The organism is Escherichia sp. UTM R2, assembly GCF_048593455.1.
In the GTDB taxonomy this organism is placed as follows: Bacteria; Pseudomonadota; Gammaproteobacteria; order Enterobacterales; family Enterobacteriaceae; genus Escherichia; species Escherichia coli.
Map to the genome: position 1 here is coordinate 3,937,132 of NZ_JBFWDY010000002.1, position 22,943 is coordinate 3,960,074.

The following is a 22,943-nucleotide window of genomic DNA, read 5'->3' on the forward strand; positions in this document are numbered from 1 at the left end:
ATCATTAACATATTAATGATTAAGATGATCGAATCCGAGGAGTGGTAATGAAAGGCACTATCTTCGCCGTAGCGTTGAACCATCGCAGCCAACTTGATGCATGGCAGGAAGCGTTCCAGCAATCCCCCTACAAAGCCCCGCCTAAAACTGCGGTCTGGTTTATTAAACCGCGCAATACGGTGATTGGTTGCGGTGAACCGATTCCCTTTCCACAGGGTGAAAAGGTACTGAGCGGTGCGACTGTTGCGCTGATTGTGGGAAAAACGGCGACGAAAGTACGTGAAGAAGATGCGGCAGAGTACATCGCCGGATATGCGCTGGCTAACGACGTCAGCCTGCCGGAAGAGAGCTTTTACCGCCCGGCAATCAAAGCAAAATGTCGTGATGGATTCTGCCCCATTGGCGAAACCGTGGCTCTCAGCAATGTCGATAATCTGACCATCTATACCGAGATCAACGGGCGTCCTGCCGATCACTGGAATACCGCCGATTTACAACGTAACGCCGCGCAGTTGCTGAGCGCCCTGAGCGAATTTGCCACACTGAATCCAGGCGATGCCATTCTGCTCGGCACGCCACAGGCGCGCGTGGAAATACAGCCAGGCGATCGCGTTCGTGTTCTCGCAGAAGGTTTCCCGCCGCTGGAAAATCCGGTAGTGGACGAACGTGAAGTGACCACGCGCAAGAGCTTCCCAACGCAGCCACACCCGCACGGCACGCTGTTTGCCCTCGGCCTGAACTACGCCGACCACGCCAGCGAACTGGAATTTAAGCCACCGGAAGAACCGCTGGTGTTCCTGAAAGCGCCAAATACCCTCACTGGCGATAACCAGACCTCCGTGCGTCCAAACAATATTGAATACATGCACTATGAAGCGGAGCTGGTGGTAGTTATTGGCAAACAGGCGCGTAACGTCAGCGAAGCCGATGCCATGGATTATGTCGCGGGCTACACCGTGTGTAACGACTACGCCATTCGCGACTATCTGGAAAACTACTACCGCCCTAACCTGCGGGTAAAAAGCCGCGACGGACTGACGCCGATGCTTTCAACCATCGTGCCGAAAGAGGCGATCCCGGACCCGCATAATCTGACCCTTCGCACCTTCGTCAACGGCGAGTTACGCCAGCAAGGCACCACCGCCGATCTGATCTTCAGCGTGCCCTTCCTGATCGCCTACTTAAGCGAATTTATGACCCTGAATCCGGGCGACATGATCGCCACCGGCACACCAAAAGGCTTATCTGACGTGGTGCCTGGCGATGAAGTAGTGGTGGAAGTAGAAGGCGTGGGCTGCCTGGTGAACCGAATTGTGAGTGAGGAAACAGCGAAATGAAAAAAGTAAATCATTGGATCAACGGCAAAAATGTTGCAGGTAACGACTACTTCCAGACCACCAATCCGGCAACGGGTGAAGTGCTGGCGGATGTGGCCTCTGGCGGTGAAGCGGAGATCAATCAGGCGGTAGCGGCAGCGAAAGAGGCGTTCCCGAAATGGGCCAATCTGCCGATGAAAGAGCGTGCGCGCCTGATGCGCCGTCTGGGCGATCTGATCGACCAGAACGTGCCAGAGATCGCCGCGATGGAAACCGCGGACACCGGCCTGCCGATCCATCAGACCAAAAATGTGTTGATCCCACGCGCTTCCCACAACTTTGAATTTTTCGCGGAAGTCTGCCAGCAGATGAACGGCAAGACCTATCCGGTTGACGACAAGATGCTCAACTACACGCTGGTGCAGCCGGTGGGCGTTTGTGCACTGGTGTCACCGTGGAACGTGCCGTTTATGACCGCCACCTGGAAGGTCGCGCCGTGTCTGGCGCTGGGCAATACCGCGGTGCTGAAGATGTCGGAACTCTCCCCGCTGACCGCTGACCGCCTGGGTGAGCTGGCGCTGGAAGCCGGTATTCCGGCAGGCGTGCTGAACGTGGTACAGGGCTACGGCGCAACCGCAGGGGATGCGCTGGTTCGTCATCATGACGTACGTGCCGTGTCGTTCACCGGCGGTACGGCCACCGGGCGCAACATCATGAAAAACGCCGGGCTGAAAAAATACTCCATGGAACTGGGCGGTAAATCGCCGGTGCTGATTTTTGAAGATGCCGATATTGAACGCGCGCTGGACGCCGCCCTGTTCACCATCTTCTCGATCAACGGCGAGCGCTGCACCGCCGGTTCGCGCATCTTTATTCAGCAAAGCATCTACCCGGAATTCGTTAAACGCTTTGCCGAACGCGCCAACCGTCTGCGCGTGGGCGATCCGAACGATCCGAATACCCAGGTTGGCGCGCTTATTAGCCAGCAGCACTGGGAAAAAGTCTCCGGCTATATCCGTCTCGGCATTGAAGAAGGCGCAACCCTGCTGGCGGGCGGCCCGGATAAACCGTCCGACCTGCCTGCGCACCTGAAAGGCGGCAACTTCCTGCGCCCAACCGTGCTGGCAGACGTTGATAACCGTATGCGAGTCGCCCAGGAAGAGATTTTCGGGCCGGTCGCCTGCCTGCTGCCGTTTAAAGACGAAGCCGAAGGCTTACGTCTGGCAAACGACGTGGAGTACGGCCTCGCGTCGTACATCTGGACACAGGATGTCAGCAAAGTGTTACGCCTGGCGCGTGGCATTGAAGCTGGCATGGTGTTCGTCAACACCCAGAACGTGCGTGACCTGCGCCAGCCATTTGGCGGCGTAAAAGCCTCCGGCACCGGGCGTGAAGGCGGTGAGTACAGCTTCGAAGTGTTCGCGGAAATGAAGAACGTCTGCATTTCCATGGGCGACCATCCAATTCCGAAATGGGGAGTCTGATATGGGTAAGTTAGCGTTAGCCGCCAAGATCACGCACGTACCGTCGATGTATCTCTCTGAACTGCCAGGGAAAAACCACGGTTGCCGCCAGGGTGCGATCGACGGGCATAAAGAGATCAGCAAGCGTTGCCGGGAAATGGGCGTCGATACCATTATCGTTTTCGATACCCACTGGCTGGTCAACAGTGCTTATCACATCAACTGTGCAAACCATTTTGAAGGCGTCTACACCAGCAACGAGCTGCCGCATTTTATTCGTGACATGACCTACAACTACGAGGGCAACCCGGAGTTGGGGCAGCTAATTGCCGATGAAGCCTTAAAGCTCGGCGTGCGGGCAAAAGCGCACAATATTCCCAGCCTGAAACTGGAATACGGCACGCTGGTGCCGATGCGCTACATGAATGAAGACAAGCGCTTCAAAGTGGTCTCCATTTCGGCTTTCTGCACGGTTCACGATTTTGCCGACAGCCGCAAGCTGGGCGAAGCGATTCTGAAAGCGATCGAACAGTACGACGGCACCGTGGCGGTCCTTGCCAGCGGTTCGTTATCGCACCGCTTTATTGACGATCAGCGTGCAGAAGAAGGGATGAACAGCTACACCCGCGAGTTCGACCGCCAGATGGACGAGCGCGTGGTGAAGCTGTGGCGCGAAGGCCAGTTCAAAGAGTTCTGCAATATGCTGCCGGAGTACGCCGACTACTGCTACGGCGAAGGCAATATGCACGACACGGTGATGCTGCTGGGGATGCTCGGCTGGGATAAATACGACGGCAAGGTGGAGTTTATCACCGAGCTGTTCCCAAGCTCTGGCACCGGTCAGGTTAACGCTGTTTTCCCGCTTCCCGCGTAAGGACGTTTTATGCCGCACTTTATCGTTGAATGCAGTGACAACATCCGCGAAGAAGCCGACCTGCCGAGGCTGTTTGCCAAAGTGAATCCGGCGCTGGCGGCCACGGGGATTTTTCCGCTGGCGGGTATTCGCAGCCGCGCGCACTGGGTCGATACCTGGCAGATGGCCGACGGGCAGCGTGATTACGCCTTTGTGCATATGACGTTGAAAATCGGTGCCGGGCGCAGCCTGGAAAGTCGTCAGCAGGCGGGTGAAATGCTGTTTGAACTGATTAAAACACACTTCGCCGCCCTGATGGAGAGCCGCCTGCTGGCGCTGTCGTTTGAGATTGAAGAGCTGCACCCGACGCTGAATTTTAAACAAAACAACGTGCACGCGTTGTTTAAGTAAGGTGCAGGTTGCCCGGTGGCGCTGCGCTTACCGGGCCTACAAAACCCCAAACCGTACACCGTAGGCCGGATAAGGCGAAGCCGCCATCCGGCAAAAGACAGCACCGAACCGTAGGCCGGATAAGGCGCAGCCGCATCCGGCAATGCCACAGGATATCGCTATGTTCGATAAACACACCCACACCCTGATCGCCCAGCGTCTGGATCAGGCAGAAAAACAGCGCGAACAGATCCGCGCGATCTCGCTGGATTACCCGGAGATCACCATTGAAGACGCCTACGCGGTACAGCGTGAATGGGTCCGTCTGAAAATCGCCGAAGGTCGCACGCTGAAAGGCCACAAAATCGGTCTGACCTCGAAAGCGATGCAGGCAAGCTCGCAGATCAGCGAGCCGGATTACGGTGCCCTGCTGGATGACATGTTCTTCCACGATGGCAGCGATATCCCGACCGATCGCTTTATCGTGCCGCGCATTGAAGTGGAGCTGGCTTTCGTGCTGGCAAAACCGCTGCGTGGGCCAAACTGCACGCTGTTCGACGTTTACAACGCCACGGACTATGTGATCCCGGCGCTGGAGCTGATCGACGCTCGCTGCCACAACATCGATCCGGAAACCCAGCGCCCGCGTAAAGTGTTCGACACCATTTCTGATAACGCCGCCAATGCCGGGGTGATCCTCGGTGGTCGTCCCATTAAGCCCGATGAGTTGGATCTACGTTGGATCTCCGCCCTGATGTATCGCAATGGCGTGATTGAAGAAACCGGCGTCGCCGCTGGCGTGCTCAATCATCCGGCAAACGGCGTGGCCTGGCTGGCAAACAAGCTCGCACCGTATGACGTGCAGCTGGAAGCCGGGCAAATCATTCTCGGTGGTTCGTTCACCCGCCCGGTTCCGGCGCGTAAGGGCGACACCTTCCACGTCGATTACGGCAACATGGGCTCCATTAGCTGCCGCTTTGTTTAAGGAGAGAACGATGGAAAACAGTTTTAAAGCGGCGCTGAAAGCAGGCCGCCCGCAGATCGGATTATGGCTGGGGCTAAGTAGCAGCTACAGCGCAGAGTTACTGGCCGGAGCAGGATTCGACTGGTTATTGATCGACGGTGAGCACGCGCCGAATAACGTGCAAACCGTGCTCACCCAGCTACAGGCGATTGCGCCCTACCCCAGCCAGCCGGTAGTACGCCCATCGTGGAACGATCCGGTGCAAATCAAACAACTGCTGGATGTCGGCACACAAACCTTGCTCGTGCCGATGGTACAAAACGCCGACGAAGCCCGTGAAGCGGTACGCGCCACCCGTTATCCCCCCGCCGGTATTCGCGGTGTGGGCAGTGCGCTGGCTCGCGCCTCGCGCTGGAATCGCATTCCTGATTACCTGCAAAAAGCCAACGATCAAATGTGCGTGCTGGTGCAGATCGAAACGCGTGAGGCAATGAAGAACTTACCGCAGATTCTGGACGTGGAAGGGGTCGACGGCGTGTTTATCGGCCCGGCGGATCTGAGCGCCGATATGGGTTATGCCGGTAATCCGCAGCACCCGGAAGTACAGGCCGCCATTGAGCAGGCGATCGTACAGATCCGCGAAGCGGGCAAAGCGCCTGGGATCCTGATCGCCAATGAGCAACTGGCAAAACGCTATCTGGAACTGGGCGCACTGTTTGTCGCCGTCGGCGTTGACACCACCCTGCTCGCCCGCGCCGCTGAAGCGCTGGCAGCACGGTTTGGCGCGCAGGCCACGACCGTTAAGCCCGGCGTGTATTAATGCCGGATGCGCTGCGCTTATCCGGCCTACACTCGCACCAAACCGTAGGCCGGATAAGGCGTTTACGCCGCATCCGGCAAAAAGCCGTACCAAATCGCGGACCGGATAAGACGTTTACGCCGCATCCGCCATAAACCTTGTCGTACCCTACAAAAATCCCATTAGAGGAAGAAAAATGAGCGACACCTCACCTGCCATACCGGAGAGTATCGATCCGGCGAATCAGCATAAAGCGCTGACTGCCGGACAACAGGCGGTTATTAAGAAGTTGTTTCGCCGCCTGATCGTCTTTCTATTCGTGCTGTTTATCTTCTCGTTCCTTGATCGCATCAACATCGGCTTTGCCGGACTCACGATGGGACGCGACCTCGGTCTGAGCGCCACCATGTTTGGCCTCGCCACCACCCTGTTCTACGCCGCTTATGTCATCTTCGGCATTCCCAGCAACATTATGCTGAGTATTGTCGGTGCGCGGCGCTGGATCGCCACCATCATGGTGCTCTGGGGCATCGCCTCTACTGCTACCATGTTTGCCACTGGCCCCACCAGCTTGTACGTACTGCGTATACTGGTTGGCATTACCGAAGCCGGCTTTCTGCCTGGCATTCTGCTCTATTTAACCTTCTGGTTTCCGGCCTATTTCCGCGCCCGTGCCAACGCCTTGTTTATGGTAGCAATGCCGGTAACGACAGCGTTGGGATCGATCGTTTCCGGCTACATTTTGTCGCTGGATGGCGTAATGGCATTAAAAGGCTGGCAGTGGCTGTTTTTGCTGGAAGGCTTCCCGTCGGTATTACTCGGCATCATGGTATGGTTCTGGCTTGATGACTCACCGGACAAAGCTAAGTGGCTGACGAAAGAAGACAAAAAATGCCTGCAAGAGATGATGGATAACGATCGTCTGACGCTGGTTCAGCCAGAGGGAGCCATCAGCCACCACGCCATGCAACAACGCAGTATGTGGCGGGAGATCTTCACTCCGGTGGTGATGATGTATACCCTGGCGTATTTCTGCCTGACCAACACACTTAGTGCGATCAGCATCTGGACACCGCAGATCCTGCAAAGCTTTAATCAGGGCAGCAGTAATATCACCATCGGCCTGCTGGCCGCCGTACCGCAGATTTGTACCATTCTCGGGATGATCTACTGGAGCCGTCACTCAGATCGCCGCCAGGAACGAAGGCATCACACCGCCCTTCCTTATTTGTTCGCTGCCGCTGGTTGGTTACTGGCTTCGGCAACTGATCACAACATGATCCAGATGCTGGGGATCATTATGGCTTCGACCGGATCATTCAGCGCAATGGCGATTTTCTGGACAACACCGGATCAGTCCATCAGCCTGCGGGCACGAGCGATCGGTATTGCGGTGATCAACGCCACTGGCAACATTGGTTCAGCGTTAAGTCCGTTTATGATCGGCTGGTTGAAAGATCTGACCGGCAGCTTTAACAGTGGATTGTGGTTTGTTGCCACGCTGCTGGTGATTGGTGCGGGGATTATCTGGGCGATTCCAATGCAGTCCTCCCGTCCGCGAGCGACCCCGTAAGGAACGACGATGTGTGACCGTCAGATTGCCAATATTGATATCAGCAAAGAGTACGATGAAAGCCTGGGCACGGACGATGTGCATTATCAGTCGTTCGCCCGCATGGCGGCCTTTTTTGGCCGCCATATGCTGCCACATCGCCACGAACAGTACTTTCAGATGCATTTCCTCAATAGCGGACAGATTGAGCTACAGCTTGACGATCATCGCTACTCGGTGGAAGCGCCCCTGTTTGTCCTGACGCCGCCGTCAGTACCTCATGCGTTTATTACGGAGTCTGATGCTGACGGTCATGTGTTGACGGTACGGGAAGATCTGATCTGGCCCCTGCTGGAAGTTCTTTATCCGGGCACTCGGGAAACCTTCGGCCTGCCGGGGATTTGCCTGTCACTGGCAGATAAACCCGACGAACTGGCGGCGCTGGAACACTATTGGCAACTGATAGAGCGGGAATCGGTAGAACAACTGCCTGGACGGGAACACACCCTGACGTTACTGGCACAGGCAGTGTTCACCCTACTGCTACGTAACGCAAAACTCGACGACCATGCCGCCTGCGGAATGCGCGGAGAATTAAAACTGTTCCAGCGTTTTCATATGCTGATTGAAAGCCATTTTCACCAGCACTGGACAGTACCGGATTACGCTAACGAACTGCATATCACCGAATCACGACTCACGGACATCTGCCGTCGCTTTGCCAACCGTCCGCCAAAACGGTTGATTTTCGACAGGCAGCTGCGAGAAGCCAAACGGCTGCTGCTGTTTTCTGATAACGCCGTGAACAATATTGCCTGGCAACTCGGTTTTAAGGATCCGGCTTATTTTGCCCGCTTTTTTAATCGCTTAGTCGGTTGCTCGCCCAGTGCTTATCGTGCCAAAAAAGTACCTGTGACGTGAAAATCCCTTAGCCTTAACGGGAAACCAGGCACCACCTGCTATTCCCCTTTCTCCGCCTGGAGCAAGGGGATTTAGTAACGTTAAAAATAGCTAAAAGCGACCTCGATCACAAAACCGTACCCGACCTGAAAAGTACCAGCCATTGTCCCAAAAGTGTCTTCCCGTAATCGCCCCTGCAAGCTTCAATTGAATAACAAAAACAACACACAAAATTAACAATCGTATTCCGATTAATACTGTAGAGGTCGACATGAAACCAGAAGATTTCCGCGCCAGTACCCAACGTCCGTTCACCGGGGAAGAGTATCTGAAAAGCCTGCAGGATGGTCGCGAGATCTATATCTATGGCGAGCGAGTGAAAGACGTCACTACTCATCCGGCATTTCGTAATGCGGCAGCGTCTGTTGCCCAACTGTACGACGCGCTGCACAAACCGGAGATGCAGGACTCTCTGTGTTGGAACACCGACACCGGCAGCGGCGGCTATACCCATAAATTCTTCCGCGTGGCGAAAAGTGCCGACGACCTGCGCCAGCAACGCGACGCCATCGCTGAGTGGTCACGCCTGAGCTATGGCTGGATGGGCCGTACCCCAGACTACAAAGCTGCTTTCGGTTGCGCACTGGGCGCGAATCCGGGCTTTTACGGTCAGTTCGAGCAGAACGCCCGTAACTGGTATACCCGTATTCAGGAAACTGGCCTCTACTTTAACCACGCGATTGTTAACCCACCGATCGATCGTCATTTGCCGACCGATAAAGTGAAAGACGTTTACATCAAGCTGGAAAAAGAGACTGACGCCGGGATTATCGTTAGCGGTGCGAAAGTGGTTGCCACCAACTCGGCGCTGACTCACTACAACATGATTGGCTTCGGCTCGGCACAAGTAATGGGCGAAAACCCGGACTTCGCGCTGATGTTCGTTGCGCCAATGGATGCTGATGGCGTGAAATTAATCTCCCGCGCCTCTTATGAGATGGTCGCGGGTGCTACCGGCTCGCCGTACGACTACCCGCTCTCCAGCCGCTTCGATGAGAACGATGCGATTCTGGTGATGGATAACGTGCTGATCCCATGGGAAAACGTGCTGATCTACCGCGATTTCGATCGCTGCCGCCGCTGGACGATGGAAGGCGGTTTCGCCCGTATGTATCCGCTGCAAGCCTGTGTGCGCCTGGCAGTGAAACTCGACTTCATCACGGCACTGCTGAAAAAATCACTCGAATGTACCGGCACCCTGGAGTTCCGTGGTGTGCAGGCCGATCTCGGTGAAGTGGTGGCGTGGCGCAACACCTTCTGGGCATTGAGTGACTCGATGTGTTCAGAAGCGACACCATGGGTCAACGGGGCTTATTTACCGGATCATGCCGCACTGCAAACCTATCGCGTACTGGCACCAATGGCCTACGCGAAGATCAAAAACATTATCGAACGCAACGTTACTAGTGGCCTAATCTATCTCCCTTCCAGTGCCCGTGACCTGAACAATCCGCAGATCGACCAGTATCTGGCGAAGTATGTGCGGGGTTCGAATGGTATGGATCATGTCCAGCGCATCAAGATCCTCAAACTGATGTGGGACGCCATTGGCAGCGAGTTTGGTGGTCGTCACGAACTGTATGAAATCAACTACTCCGGTAGCCAGGATGAGATTCGCCTGCAGTGTCTGCGCCAGGCACAAAGCTCCGGCAATATGGACAAGATGATGGCGATGGTTGATCGCTGCCTGTCGGAATACGACCAGAACGGCTGGACTGTGCCGCACCTGCACAACAACGACGATATCAACATGCTGGATAAGCTGCTGAAATAACGCAGCAGGAGGTTAAGATGCAATTAGATGAACAACGCCTGCGCTTTCGTGACGCGATGGCCAGCCTGTCGGCAGCGGTAAATATTATCACCACCGAGGGCGACGCCGGACAATGCGGGATTACGGCAACGGCTGTCTGCTCGGTCACGGATACACCACCGTCGCTGATGGTGTGCATTAACGCCAACAGTGCGATGAACCCGGTTTTTCAGGGCAACGGCAAGTTGTGCGTCAACGTCCTCAACCATGAGCAGGAACTGATGGCACGCCACTTCGCGGGCATGACAGGCATGGCGATGGAAGAGCGTTTTAGCCTCTCATGCTGGCAAAAAGGTCCGCTGGCGCAGCCGGTGCTAAAAGGTTCGCTGGCCAGTCTTGAAGGTGAGATCCGCGATGTGCAGGCAATTGGCACACATCTGGTGTATCTGGTGGAGATTAAAAACATCATCCTCAGTGCAGAAGGTCACGGACTTATCTACTTTAAACGCCGTTTCCATCCGGTGATGCTGGAAATGGAAGCTGCGATTTAAGCTCCAGCCCCTTCACGCATTCGTCGAAGGGGCATTTTTATTGTGATCTCAATCACATATCCACCCGATGAATAATTCTTGCCCAACCGCTCACCGCCATTCCTGACCGCTTACATCCCTAAAATAACCACTCAGTTATTTACCTTACTTTACGCGCGCGTATCTCTGGCAACATCACTGCAGGATAGCGGTCAATTTACCTCCTCAAACGCAACGCAAACCTAGAACGGCTTCGGCCTATGATTAACAAATTACTCTATGGACTTTGGTTTGCAGGAAGGCAGCAAGTGAGTGAATCCCCGGGAGCTTACAACAGTAAGTGACAGGGGTGAACGAACGCAGCTGCCGCACCTGTAAGCCAAAAGACGACGAGTAAAATGCCAGGTTTTACTATGGATACGAAAAAACTATTCAAGCACATACCCTGGGTGATTCTCGGAATCATCGGTGCATTCTGCCTCGCGGTAGTTGCATTACGTCGGGGGGAGCACGTCAGCGCCCTGTGGATCGTGGTCGCCTCTGTGTCGGTGTATCTGGTGGCGTATCGCTACTACAGTCTGTACATCGCCCAGAAGGTGATGAAACTCGACCCCACGCGCGCGACGCCTGCGGTTATTAACAACGACGGTCTGAACTACGTTCCGACCAACCGTTACGTGTTGTTTGGTCACCACTTCGCCGCTATCGCCGGTGCTGGTCCGCTGGTTGGTCCGGTTCTCGCCGCGCAGATGGGCTACCTACCTGGCACGCTGTGGCTGCTGGCGGGGGTAGTACTGGCCGGTGCGGTACAGGACTTTATGGTGCTGTTTATCTCCTCTCGCCGTAACGGCGCATCTCTCGGTGAGATGATCAAAGAAGAGATGGGACCAGTACCGGGGACTATCGCGCTGTTTGGCTGTTTCTTAATCATGATCATCATCCTTGCCGTCCTGGCGCTGATTGTGGTTAAAGCCCTGGCCGAAAGCCCGTGGGGTGTCTTCACCGTTTGCTCAACCGTACCGATTGCGCTGTTTATGGGTATCTATATGCGCTTTATTCGTCCGGGGCGTGTAGGTGAAGTCTCTGTTATTGGTATCGTGCTGCTGGTTGCCTCTATCTACTTCGGTGGCGTGATTGCTCACGATCCGTACTGGGGTCCGGCACTGACCTTTAAAGACACCACCATTACCTTCGCGCTGATTGGCTATGCGTTTGTTTCCGCACTGCTGCCGGTGTGGCTGATCCTCGCACCGCGCGACTATCTGGCAACCTTCCTGAAAATCGGCGTTATCGTCGGCCTGGCGCTGGGTATCGTGGTGCTGAACCCGGAACTGAAAATGCCTGCGATGACTCAGTACATTGACGGTACTGGCCCACTGTGGAAAGGCGCTCTGTTCCCGTTCCTGTTCATCACCATCGCCTGTGGTGCGGTATCCGGCTTCCACGCGCTGATCTCTTCCGGTACGACGCCGAAACTGCTGGCTAACGAAACCGACGCGCGTTTCATTGGCTACGGCGCAATGCTGATGGAGTCCTTCGTGGCGATTATGGCGCTGGTTGCTGCGTCCATCATCGAACCGGGTCTTTACTTCGCGATGAATACCCCGCCTGCTGGCCTTGGCATCACCATGCCTAACCTGCATGAAATGGGTGGCGAGAACGCGCCGATCATCATGGCGCAGCTGAAAGACGTTACCGCACACGCGGCGGCGACCGTCAGCTCCTGGGGCTTCGTGATTTCGCCAGAGCAGATCCTGCAAACCGCGAAAGACATTGGTGAGCCTTCTGTCCTGAACCGTGCAGGTGGTGCGCCGACGCTGGCGGTAGGTATCGCTCATGTGTTCCACAAAGTGCTGCCGATGGCTGACATGGGCTTCTGGTATCACTTCGGTATTCTGTTCGAAGCCCTGTTCATCCTGACCGCGCTGGATGCGGGTACCCGTTCTGGCCGCTTTATGCTGCAAGACCTGCTGGGTAACTTCATCCCGTTCCTGAAAAAAACCGACTCTCTGGTTGCCGGTATCATCGGTACTGCGGGCTGTGTGGGTCTGTGGGGCTACCTGCTGTATCAGGGCGTGGTCGATCCGCTGGGCGGCGTTAAGAGCCTGTGGCCGCTGTTCGGTATCTCCAACCAGATGCTGGCAGCCGTAGCGCTGGTACTGGGCACCGTTGTGCTGATTAAGATGAAGCGCACCCAATACATCTGGGTAACTGTTGTTCCGGCTGTATGGCTGCTTATCTGCACCACCTGGGCGCTGGGCCTGAAACTGTTCAGCACCAACCCGCAGATGGAAGGCTTCTTCTACATGGCAAGCCAGTACAAAGAGAAGATTGCTAACGGTACTGACCTGACGGCGCAGCAGATTGCCAACATGAACCACATCGTTGTGAACAACTACACCAACGCAGGCCTGAGTATTCTGTTCCTGATTGTGGTGTACAGCATCATCTTCTACGGTTTCAAAACCTGGCTGAAGGTGCGTAACAGCGACAAACGTACTGACAAAGAAACACCGTACGTTCCAATCCCGGAAGGCGGCGTGAAGATCTCTTCGCACCACTAACCGGTTGCCGGATGCGCTGCGCGTATCCGGCCTACAAAGTGTCTAACGTAGGCCGGATAAGGCGTTTACGCCGCATCCGGCAAATCCCCAGCCCGGACCTTCCGGGCTTTACGCATATCTGGAAGGCAAAATGTTTGGTAACTTAGGACAGGCAAAAAAATATCTCGGCCAGGCGGCGAAGATGTTGATTGGCATTCCAGACTACGACAACTACGTCGAGCATATGAAGACCAACCATCCCGACAAGCCGTACATGAGCTATGAAGAATTCTTCCGCGAACGCCAGAACGCGCGCTACGGCGGCGATGGTAAAGGCGGTATGCGCTGTTGTTAATGGAGAGAGCATGAACCCGATTGCAGTTACCCTACTCACCGGTTTTTTAGGCGCGGGCAAAACTACCCTGCTGCGCCATATTCTTAACGAACAACACGGCTACAAGATTGCCGTGATTGAAAACGAATTCGGCGAAGTCTCCGTTGATGATCAACTGATTGGCGACCGCGCCACGCAGATCAAAACGCTGACCAACGGCTGCATCTGCTGTTCGCGCTCCAACGAGCTGGAGGACGCGCTACTCGACCTGCTGGATAATCTCGACAAGGGCAATATTCAGTTCGATCGTCTGGTCATTGAATGCACCGGCATGGCCGATCCCGGCCCGATTATTCAGACCTTTTTCTCCCATGAGATTTTATGCCAGCGCTACCTGCTGGACGGCGTGATTGCGCTGGTGGATGCGGTACATGCCGATGAGCAGATGAACCAGTTCACCATCGCCCAGTCACAAGTGGGCTACGCCGACCGTATTCTGCTGACTAAAACCGACGTCGCAGGCGAAGCAGAGAAACTGCGTGAACGTCTGGCACGCATCAACGCCCGTGCACCGGTCTACACCGTCACCCACGGCGACATCGACCTGGGCCTGCTGTTCAACACCAACGGTTTTATGCTGGAAGAAAACGTCGTCAGCACCAAACCGCGTTTCCACTTTATCGCGGATAAACAAAACGATATTGCGTCGATTGTGGTGGAACTGGATTACCCGGTAGATATCAGCGAAGTTTCCCGGGTGATGGAAAACCTGCTGCTGGAATCGGCGGATAAACTGCTGCGTTACAAAGGGATGCTGTGGATTGACGGCGAACCTAACCGCCTGCTGTTCCAGGGCGTCCAGCGCCTCTACAGCGCCGACTGGGACCGCCCGTGGGGCGATGAAAAACCGCATAGCACGATGGTGTTTATCGGGATTCAGCTGCCGGAGGATGAGATTCGGGCGGCGTTTGCTGGGTTGAGGAAGTAGGGATTATGGGCCGGATAAGGCGCAGCCACATCCGGCCTGATATTTCACTCAAAATAGTCCATATCCAGTTTCGGCACCTTCAACAAACGTGAAGAAACCCCTACTTCGTTTTCGATCATTAAGTGCACCAGGCGTTCCCCATCAACCAGCACCATTCCCTCGACGGATTGGGCAAAGTCACGCGCCTGAGACGTAAATCCAGAAGTGGTAATAAACACCCCACGTTTCGCTTTTTGCCCAGCCAGTGCGCCGTAAAATGCCTGTAATTCTGGCCTGCCTACAGTGTTCTGCCAACGTTTTGCCTGAACATAAACTTTCTCCAGGCCAAGTTTATCAAGCGATATCACACCATCGATGCCACCATCTCCAGTACCGCCAACACGCTGCAAATCATCGCGGTGGCCGCCATACCCCAGGCGATGCAAAACATCCAGAACAATGACTTCAAAGCGTGAAGGAGAAACCTGCAATAAGTTTTCCAGAACCTCATCAGCCACCGCATCACGAAGCTCTTTTAGCGCCTGATCTAACCGATCGTCCGGGCTGCTCTTTGCAAGTTCTTCATGATCGGGAGAGTCGACTTTCGGATCTAAATCGACGGCATCCGGCCGTGACTTAAGTTTGACATTCACAAAATCGAAGGCCAGATGGTTCGTCTCCTGCTCCTTCATTGGCTGGGGATGAGACGCAACCCAGTCAAAACCCGCAGGAGTCAGGCACCATTTGCCACGCGACAAACTTTGCGACAACCCGGCACGTTTTAAACGGTCATGCGCCCAGCCTGCACGATTTTTATAAACAAGTTGTCCGCTGGTAATGACTTTCGCTCGCTGGCTGTCATCCAGTCCTAATGCATCCGCGGCAGCCTCATGAACATCACGCGCGGCTGCACCTTCCGGTTTTGTCGCCAGATAACGCAGAACAGGTTCAATAAATTTGTCATAGGTTGGAACCGTCATAGTACATCCTTGCAGAATCAGGTAGATGTTTTTCGGCTACTATAACACTACCAAAATAGACGAACACGTTAGAAATGAGTCAGTTGCTGTGACTCCGGTCATTGTCCGGAAAGGTACAGAAAGCTAAGATAAGAGGTTATGGGCCTTAAATATTTGGACAGGCCCACACAGCAATGGATTAATAACAATGATGAATAAATCCAACTTCGAATTCCTGAAGGGCGTCAACGACTTCACTTATGCCATCGCCTGTGCGGCGGAAAATAACTACCCGGATGATCCCAACACGACGCTGATTAAAATGCGTATGTTTGGCGAAGCCACAGCGAAACATCTTGGTCTGTTACTCAACATCCCCCCTTGTGAGAATCAACACGATCTCCTGCGCGAACTCGGCAAAATCGCCTTCGTTGATGACAACATCCTCTCTGTATTTCACAAATTACGCCGCATTGGTAACCAGGCGGTGCACGAATATCACAACGATCTCGACGATGCTCAGATGTGCCTGCGACTCGGGTTCCGCCTGGCTGTCTGGTACTACCGTCTGGTCACCAAAGATTATGACTTCCCGGTGCCGGTGTTTGTGTTGCCGGAACGTGGCGAGAACCTCTATCACCAGGAAGTGCTGACGCTAAAACAGCAGCTTGAACAGCAGGTGCGAGAAAAAGCGCAGAGTCAGGCAGAAGTCGAAGCGCAACAGCAGAAACTGGTTGCCCTGAACGGCTATATCGCCATTCTGGAAGGCAAACAACAGGAAACCGAAGCGCAAACCCAGGCTCGCCTTGCGGCACTGGAAGCACAGCTCGCCGAGAAGAACGCGGAACTGGCCAAGCAGACCGAACAGGAACGTAAGGCTTACCACAAAGAAATTACCGATCAGGCCATCAAGCGCACACTCAACCTTAGCGAAGAAGAGAGTCGCTTCCTGATTGACGCGCAACTGCGTAAAGCAGGCTGGCAGGCCGATAGCAAAACCCTGCGCTTCTCCAAAGGCGCGCGCCCGGAACCCGGCGTCAATAAAGCCATTGCCGAATGGCCGACCGGGAAAGATGAAACGGGTAATCAGGGCTTTGCAGATTATGTGCTGTTTGTCGGTCTCAAACCCATCGCGGTGGTAGAGGCGAAACGTAAAAATATCGACGTTTCCGGCAAGCTCAATGAGTCGTATCGCTACAGTAAATGTTTCGATAATGGCTTCCTGCGGGAAACCTTGCTTGAGCATTACTCGCCGGATGAAGTGCATGAAGCAGTGCCGGAGTATGAAATCAGCTGGCAGGACACCAGCGGCAAACAACGGTTTAAAATCCCCTTCTGCTACTCGACCAACGGGCGCGAATACCGCGCAGCGATGAAAACTAAAAGCGGCATCTGGTATCGCGACGTGCGTGATACCCGCAATATGTCGAAAGCCTTACCCGAGTGGCATCGCCCGGAAGAGTTGCTGGAAATGCTCGGCAGCGAACCGCAAAAACAGAATCAGTGGTTTGCCGATAACCCTGGCATGAGCGAGCTGGGTCTGCGTTATTATCAGGAAGATGCCGTCCGCGCGGTTGAAAAGGCAATCGTCAACGGTCAACAAGAGATCCTGCTGGCGATGGCGACCGGTACCGGTAAAACCCGTACGGCAATCGCCATGATGTTCCGCCTGATCCAGTCCCAGCGTTTTAAACGCATTCTCTTCCTTGTGGATCGCCGTTCTCTTGGCGAGCAGGCGCTGGGGGCGTTTGAAGATACGCGTATTAACGGCGACACCTTCAACAGCATTTTCGACATTAAAGGGCTGACGGATAAATTCCCCGAAGACAGCACCAAAATTCACGTTGCCACCGTACAGTCGCTGGTGAAACGCACCCTGCAATCAGATGAACCGATGCCGGTGGCCCGTTACGACTGTATCGTCGTCGATGAAGCGCATCGCGGCTATATTCTCGATAAAGAGCAGACCGAAGGCGAACTGCAGTTCCGCAGTCAGCTGGATTACGTTTCTGCCTACCGTCGCATTCTCGATCACTTCGATGCGGTAAAAATCGCCCTCACCGCCACCCCGGCGCTGCATACGGTGCAGATTTTCGGCGAGCCGGTTTACCGTTATACCTACCGTACCGCGGTTATCGACGGTTTTCTGATCGACCAGGATCCGCCGATTCAGATCACCACCCGCAACGCCCAGGAAGGGGTTTATCTCTCCAAAGGCGAACAGGTAGAGCGCATCAGCCCACAGGGGGAAGTGATCAACGACACCCTGGAAGACGATCAGGATTTTGAGGTCGCCGACTTTAACCGTGGCCTGGTGATCCCGGCGTTTAACCGCGCCGTCTGTAACGAACTCACCAACTATCTTGACCCGACCGGATCGCAAAAAACGCTGGTCTTCTGCGTCACCAATGCTCATGCCGATATGGTGGTGGAAGAGCTGCGTACCGCATTCAGGAAAAAGTATCCGCAACTGGAGCACGACGCGATCATCAAGATCACTGGTGATGCCGATAAAGACGCGCGAAAAGTGCAGACCATGATCACCCGCTTCAATAAAGAGCGGCTGCCCAATATCGTGGTCACCGTCGACCTGCTGACGACCGGCGTCGATATTCCGTCGATCTGTAATATCGTGTTCCTGCGCAAGGTACGCAGCCGTATTCTGTACGAGCAGATGAAAGGCCGTGCCACGCGCTTATGCCCGGACGTGAATAAAACCAGCTTTAAGATTTTCGACTGTGTCGATATCTACAGCACGCTGGAGAGCGTCGACACCATGCGTCCGGTGGTGGTGCGCCCTAAGGTGGAGCTGCAAACGCTGGTCAACGAAATCACCGATTCAGAAACCTATAAAATCACCGAAGCGGATGGCCGCAGCTTTGCCGAGCACAGCCATGAACAACTGGTGGCGAAGCTCCAGCGCATCATCGGCCTGGCCACGTTTAACCGTGACCGCAGCGAAACGATAGACAAACAGGTGCGTCGTCTGGATGAGCTATGCCAGGACGCGGCGGGCGTGAACTTTAACGGCTTCGCCTCGCGTCTGCGGGAAAAAGGGCCGCACTGGAGCGCCGAAGTTTTTAACAAACTGCCTGGCTTTATCGCCCGTCTGGAAAAGCTGAAAACTGACATCAACAACCTGAATGATGCGCCGATCTTCCTCGATATCGACGATGAAGTGGTAAGCGTAAAATCGTTGTACGGTGATTACGACACGCCGCAGGATTTCCTCGAAGCCTTTGACTCGCTGGTGCAACGTTCCCCGAACGCACAACCGGCATTGCAGGCGGTGATCAATCGCCCGCGCGATCTCACCCGTAAAGGGCTGGTTGAACTCCAGGAGTGGTTTGACCGCCAGCACTTTGAGGAATCTTCCCTGCGCAAAGCATGGAAAGAGACGCGCAATGAAGATATCGCCGCCCGGCTGATTGGTCATATTCGCCGCGCTGCGGTGGGCGATGCGCTGAAACCATTTGAGGAACGTGTCGATCACGCGCTGACGCGCATTAAGGGCGAACACGACTGGAGCAGCGAGCAATTAAGCTGGCTCGATCGTTTAGCGCAGGCGCTGAAAGAGAAAGTGGTGCTCGACGACGATGTCTTCAAAACCGGCAACTTCCACCGTCGCGGCGGGAAGGCGATGCTGCAAAGAACCTTTGACGATAATCTCGACAACCTGCTCGATAAATTCAGCGATTATATCTGGGACGAGCTGGCCTGACACGTATACACTTCATCCTTCAGGCTGCCTCTGCGTTGGCTGCGCTCGTTCACCCCGGTCACGTACTTCTGTACGCTCCCGGGGATTCACTCGCTTGCCACCTTGATGCAACCTGAATGATTTTGTGTATATTACCCCCGGCAATTTCTTTTTCTGCGGCCCCAAACAATGCGGGCCGCTGCTTAATTTACGGAACTCACAATGAACAATAACGATCTGGTCGCGAAGCTGTGGAAGCTGTGCGACAACCTGCGCGATGGCGGCGTTTCCTATCAAAACTACGTCAATGAACTCGCCTCGCTGCTGTTTTTGAAAATGTGTAAAGAAACCGGACAGGAAGCGGAGTACCTGCCGGAAGGCTACCGCTGGGATGACCTGAAATCCCGCATCGGCCAGGAGCAGTTGCAGTTCTACCGTAACCTGCTGGTACATCTGGGCGCCGACAACCAAAAGCTGGTGCAGGCGGTGTTCCAGAACGTCAACACCACCATTACCCAGCCAAAACAGTTGACCGAACTGGTCAGCAATATGGATTCACTGGACTGGTACAACGGTACACACGGTAAGTCGCGCGATGACTTCGGCGATATGTACGAAGGGTTGTTGCAGAAGAACGCGAATGAAACCAAGTCTGGCGCGGGCCAGTACTTCACCCCGCGTCCGCTGATTAAAACCATTATTCATCTGCTGAAACCGCAGCCACGCGAAGTGGTGCAGGACCCGGCAGCGGGTACAGCGGGCTTTTTGATTGAAGCCGACCGCTACGTTAAGTCGCAAACCAATGATCTGGACGACCTTGATGGCGATACGCAGGATTTCCAGATCCACCGCGCGTTTATCGGCCTCGAACTGGTGCCCGGCACCCGTCGTCTGGCGCTGATGAACTGCCTGCTGCACGATATTGAAGGCAACCTCGACCACGGCGGCGCAATCCGTCTGGGCAACACCCTGGGTAGCGACGGCGAAAACCTGCCGAAGGCGCATATTGTCGCCACTAACCCGCCGTTTGGCAGCGCTGCAGGCACCAACATTACCCGCACCTTTGTTCACCCGACCAGCAACAAACAGTTGTGCTTTATGCAGCATATTATCGAGACGCTGCACCCCGGCGGTCGTGCGGCGGTGGTGGTGCCGGATAACGTACTGTTTGAAGGCGGCAAAGGCACCGATATTCGTCGTGACCTGATGGATAAGTGTCATCTGCACACCATTCTGCGTCTGCCGACCGGTATTTTTTACGCGCAGGGCGTGAAAACCAACGTGCTGTTCTTTACTAAAGGGACGGTGGCGAACCCAAATCAGGATAAGAATTGTACCGACGACGTGTGGGTGTACGACCTGCGTACCAATATGCCGAGCTTTGGTAAACGCACACCGTTTACCGACGAGCATTTGCAGCCGTTTGAGCGGGTGTATGGTGAAGATCCGCACGGTTTAAGCCCGCGCACTGAAGGTGAATGGAGTTTTAACGCCGAAGAGACGGAAGTTGCCGACAGCGAAGAGAACAAAAACACCGATCAGCATCTGGCTACCAGCCGCTGGCGCAAGTTCAGCCGTGAGTGGATCCGCACCGCAAAATCCGATTCGCTGGATATCTCATGGCTGAAAGATAAAGACAGTATCGACGCCGACAGCCTGCCGGAGCCGGATGTATTAGCGGCAGAAGCGATGGGCGAACTGGTGCAGGCGCTGGGCGAACTGGATGCGCTGATGCGTGAACTGGGGGCAAGCGATGAGGCGGATGCGCAACGTCAGTTACTGGAAGAAGCGTTTGGTGGGGTGAAGGAATGAGTGCGGGGAAATTGCCGGAGGGGTGGGAACAGATTGAAATAGGCGACATTGCTGATGTCATCTCTGGTGGGACACCAAAATCGGGAGTCGCTGAAAATTTTGCACCTTCGGGTGAGGGAGTCGCCTGGCTTACGCCTGCCGATTTGAGCGGTTATAAAGAGAAATATATCTCACATGGTGCCAGAGATTTAACTACACTAGGCTATTCCTCTTGTTCAGCAAAACTAATGCCCAAAGGCACTATACTTTTTAGTAGCCGGGCACCGATTGGATATGTTGCTATTGCTGCAAATGAGATTGCGACTAACCAGGGTTTCAAAAGTTTTGCTTTTCCTTCAGACATTTTTCCTGATTATGCATATTACTTTCTCCGCAACATCAGACATATTGCAGAGGAAATGGGCACAGGAACAACTTTTAAAGAAATTTCTGGTAGTTCTGCGAAAACATTACCATTTGTTCTTGTACCGTTTGCCGAACAAAAAATCATCGCTGAAAAACTCGATACGCTGCTGGCACAGGTAGACAGCACCAAAGCACGTCTTGAGCAAATCCCACAAATCCTGAAACGTTTTCGTCAGGCGGTTTTGAATGCAGCTGTTACAGGGACAATAACCCAAGATATGCAAAGTACGCCTAGCAGACGGGTAAAATATTTAGGATTAAATATTCCAAATGAATGGCGAATTTGTCAAATTAGCGATATATCAGATGTGAAGGGTGGAAAACGCCTTCCAAAAGGGGAAACTTTAACTTCTGAAAATACTGGCCATCCATATATAAGAGCTGGTCAATTAAAAAACGGAACGGTACAATCCGAAGATCAACTTTATCTTCAACCTAGCACACAAAAATTAATATCACGATATATTGTTTCGGCTGGAGATATCTACATCACTATTGTCGGTGCATGCATCGGTGATGCTGGTATTATTCCTGAACATTATCATAATGCAAATCTTACAGAAAATGCTGCAAAAATTTGCAATATTCATAGCAATACCTTAAATAAATATCTGTCCATTTGGTTGAGGTCCAGTCATCTTCAAGATATCATCCATTCAGAAATAAAATCTGGAGCACAAGGAAAGCTTGCTTTAGCGAGAATAAAAACCTTGCCTTTAATATTACCCCCTCTTCCCGAACAACACGAAATCGTTCGCCGCGTCGAGCAACTCTTCACCTACGCCGACACCATAGAGAAACAGGTCAACAACGCCCTGGCCCGCGTCAACAAGCTGACGCAATCCATCCTGGCAAAAGCGTTCCGTGGTGAACTCACCGCCCAGTGGCGGGCCGAAAACCCGGATTTAATCAGCGGAGAAAACAGCGCCGCCGCGTTGCTGGAGAAAATCAAAGCTGAACGCGCAGCCAGCGGGGGTAAAAAAGCCTCGCGCAAAAAATCCTGATCATTATTTTCTGGCGCACCTTTCCGGTGCGCTTTTATTATTTTACGCCAATCATAAATCACACAAATATATTTAATTCATTCCAGAAGCTGTCCATTTTATTCTATTTTTAGCTGGACTTTCCCTGTTTTTACTGATGATATACCCAGGTATTTAGCGCGGTACGAGTGTGTTGGCGCACACCCGCACCGCTCATCACAATCACTATTCCAGGAGAATAGCAGTTATGACTGACACGCATTCTATTTCAGAATCCTTCGAACCAGAAGTCTATCCGGCAAATAACCGTCATGTCACCGTCGGTTATGCGAGCCGCTACCCGGATCACGCGCATATTCCGGCGCTCACCCTGAAAGGTCAGTGGCTGGAAGCCGCTGGTTTTGCCACCGGCACGCCTGTTGACGTCAAAGTGATGGACGGCTGCATCGTCCTCACCGCTCAACCACCCGCCGCCGAAGAGAGCGAACTGATGCAGTCGCTGCGCAAGGTGTGCAAGCTGTCGGCGCGTAAACAAAAGCAGGTGCAGGAGTTTATTGGGGTGATTGCAGGTAAACAGAAAGTCGCGTAACAGCGTTTACTCCCGGTTAACCACCGGGAGCCTTCCACTGACTCAATAGAAACTTTCCCCCTCAGTAAATA

Annotated in this window: 18 protein-coding genes; 17 read left to right on the forward strand and 1 reads right to left on the reverse strand. The window is 54.0% G+C overall.

What is annotated here, in order from left to right:
* Positions 1-47 precede the first annotated feature (47 nt).
* The 13 genes from hpaG (at position 48) to yjiA (ending at position 14,445) form a co-directional block, all read left to right on the forward strand.
* A complete protein-coding gene (hpaG, locus tag AB4H76_RS19930) occupies positions 48-1,337 on the forward strand; it encodes a 4-hydroxyphenylacetate degradation bifunctional isomerase/decarboxylase (RefSeq protein WP_000679090.1) in 1,290 nt (429 codons plus the stop codon).
* Positions 1,334-2,800: a 5-carboxymethyl-2-hydroxymuconate semialdehyde dehydrogenase gene (gene hpaE, locus AB4H76_RS19935; RefSeq protein ID WP_000757512.1), complete on the forward strand. Its 1,467-nt coding sequence runs from the start codon at positions 1,334-1,336 to the stop codon at positions 2,798-2,800. The genes hpaG and hpaE overlap by 4 nt, the downstream gene beginning before the upstream one ends.
* Position 2,801: 1 nt before the next feature.
* Positions 2,802-3,653, forward strand: a complete 852-nt coding sequence (gene hpaD / locus AB4H76_RS19940; protein ID WP_077492881.1) for a 3,4-dihydroxyphenylacetate 2,3-dioxygenase — start codon at positions 2,802-2,804, stop codon at positions 3,651-3,653.
* Between the two features lie 9 nt (positions 3,654-3,662).
* Positions 3,663-4,043, forward strand: a complete 381-nt coding sequence (locus AB4H76_RS19945; protein WP_077492880.1) for a 5-carboxymethyl-2-hydroxymuconate Delta-isomerase — start codon at positions 3,663-3,665, stop codon at positions 4,041-4,043.
* A gap of 160 nt (positions 4,044-4,203) precedes the next feature.
* Positions 4,204-5,007, forward strand: coding sequence for a 2-oxo-hept-4-ene-1,7-dioate hydratase (hpaH, locus tag AB4H76_RS19950; protein WP_000459750.1), 804 nt, complete (start codon positions 4,204-4,206; stop codon positions 5,005-5,007).
* A 10-nt stretch (positions 5,008-5,017) separates the two neighbouring features.
* Positions 5,018-5,806: a 4-hydroxy-2-oxoheptanedioate aldolase gene (gene hpaI, locus AB4H76_RS19955; protein ID WP_000431705.1), complete on the forward strand. Its 789-nt coding sequence runs from the start codon at positions 5,018-5,020 to the stop codon at positions 5,804-5,806.
* Between the two features lie 175 nt (positions 5,807-5,981).
* A complete protein-coding gene (gene hpaX, locus AB4H76_RS19960) occupies positions 5,982-7,358 on the forward strand; it encodes a 4-hydroxyphenylacetate permease (RefSeq protein ID WP_077492879.1) in 1,377 nt (458 codons plus the stop codon).
* Positions 7,359-7,367: 9 nt separating this feature from the next.
* Complete coding sequence (hpaA, locus tag AB4H76_RS19965) at positions 7,368-8,258, forward strand: 4-hydroxyphenylacetate catabolism regulatory protein HpaA (protein WP_077492878.1); 891 nt, start codon at positions 7,368-7,370, stop codon at positions 8,256-8,258.
* Between the two features lie 250 nt (positions 8,259-8,508).
* Complete coding sequence (hpaB, locus tag AB4H76_RS19970) at positions 8,509-10,071, forward strand: 4-hydroxyphenylacetate 3-monooxygenase, oxygenase component (protein WP_000801473.1); 1,563 nt, start codon at positions 8,509-8,511, stop codon at positions 10,069-10,071.
* 17 nt (positions 10,072-10,088) lie between these two features.
* The gene (locus AB4H76_RS19975) at positions 10,089-10,601 is read left to right on the forward strand and encodes a 4-hydroxyphenylacetate 3-monooxygenase reductase subunit (protein WP_001175455.1); all 513 of its coding nucleotides are present in this window, start codon (positions 10,089-10,091) and stop codon (positions 10,599-10,601) included.
* A gap of 392 nt (positions 10,602-10,993) precedes the next feature.
* Positions 10,994-13,144: a pyruvate/proton symporter BtsT gene (gene btsT, locus AB4H76_RS19980; RefSeq protein ID WP_001309197.1), complete on the forward strand. Its 2,151-nt coding sequence runs from the start codon at positions 10,994-10,996 to the stop codon at positions 13,142-13,144.
* Between the two features lie 130 nt (positions 13,145-13,274).
* Complete coding sequence (locus AB4H76_RS19985) at positions 13,275-13,478, forward strand: YbdD/YjiX family protein (RefSeq protein WP_000467859.1); 204 nt, start codon at positions 13,275-13,277, stop codon at positions 13,476-13,478.
* 10 nt (positions 13,479-13,488) lie between these two features.
* Positions 13,489-14,445 (forward strand): GTPase, encoded by a 957-nt coding sequence (gene yjiA / locus AB4H76_RS19990; protein WP_077492876.1) that lies wholly within the window; start codon positions 13,489-13,491, stop codon positions 14,443-14,445.
* A gap of 44 nt (positions 14,446-14,489) precedes the next feature.
* On the opposite strand, the gene mrr is transcribed toward yjiA, so the two are convergent.
* Positions 14,490-15,404: an adenine/cytosine-specific restriction endonuclease Mrr gene (gene mrr / locus AB4H76_RS19995; RefSeq protein ID WP_077492875.1), complete on the reverse strand. Its 915-nt coding sequence runs from the start codon at positions 15,402-15,404 to the stop codon at positions 14,490-14,492.
* Positions 15,405-15,591: 187 nt separating this feature from the next.
* Here mrr and hsdR point away from each other — a divergent pair, with 187 nt between their 5' ends.
* From hsdR to symE, 4 genes are all read left to right on the forward strand, one after another.
* Positions 15,592-19,104 carry a type I restriction-modification system endonuclease gene (gene hsdR, locus AB4H76_RS20000; protein WP_077492874.1) on the forward strand — a complete coding sequence of 1,171 codons (3,513 nt, stop codon included), beginning with the start codon at positions 15,592-15,594 and terminating at the stop codon, positions 19,102-19,104.
* 201 nt (positions 19,105-19,305) lie between these two features.
* Positions 19,306-20,895, forward strand: coding sequence for a type I restriction-modification system methyltransferase (gene hsdM, locus AB4H76_RS20005; RefSeq protein ID WP_077492873.1), 1,590 nt, complete (start codon positions 19,306-19,308; stop codon positions 20,893-20,895).
* A complete protein-coding gene (locus tag AB4H76_RS20010; protein ID WP_077492872.1) occupies positions 20,892-22,304 on the forward strand; it encodes a restriction endonuclease subunit S in 1,413 nt (470 codons plus the stop codon). The genes hsdM and AB4H76_RS20010 overlap by 4 nt, the downstream gene beginning before the upstream one ends.
* Before the next feature lie 226 nt (positions 22,305-22,530).
* The gene (gene symE, locus AB4H76_RS20015; RefSeq protein WP_077492871.1) at positions 22,531-22,872 is read left to right on the forward strand and encodes an endoribonuclease SymE; all 342 of its coding nucleotides are present in this window, start codon (positions 22,531-22,533) and stop codon (positions 22,870-22,872) included.
* The last annotated feature ends 71 nt before the right edge of the window (positions 22,873-22,943 follow it).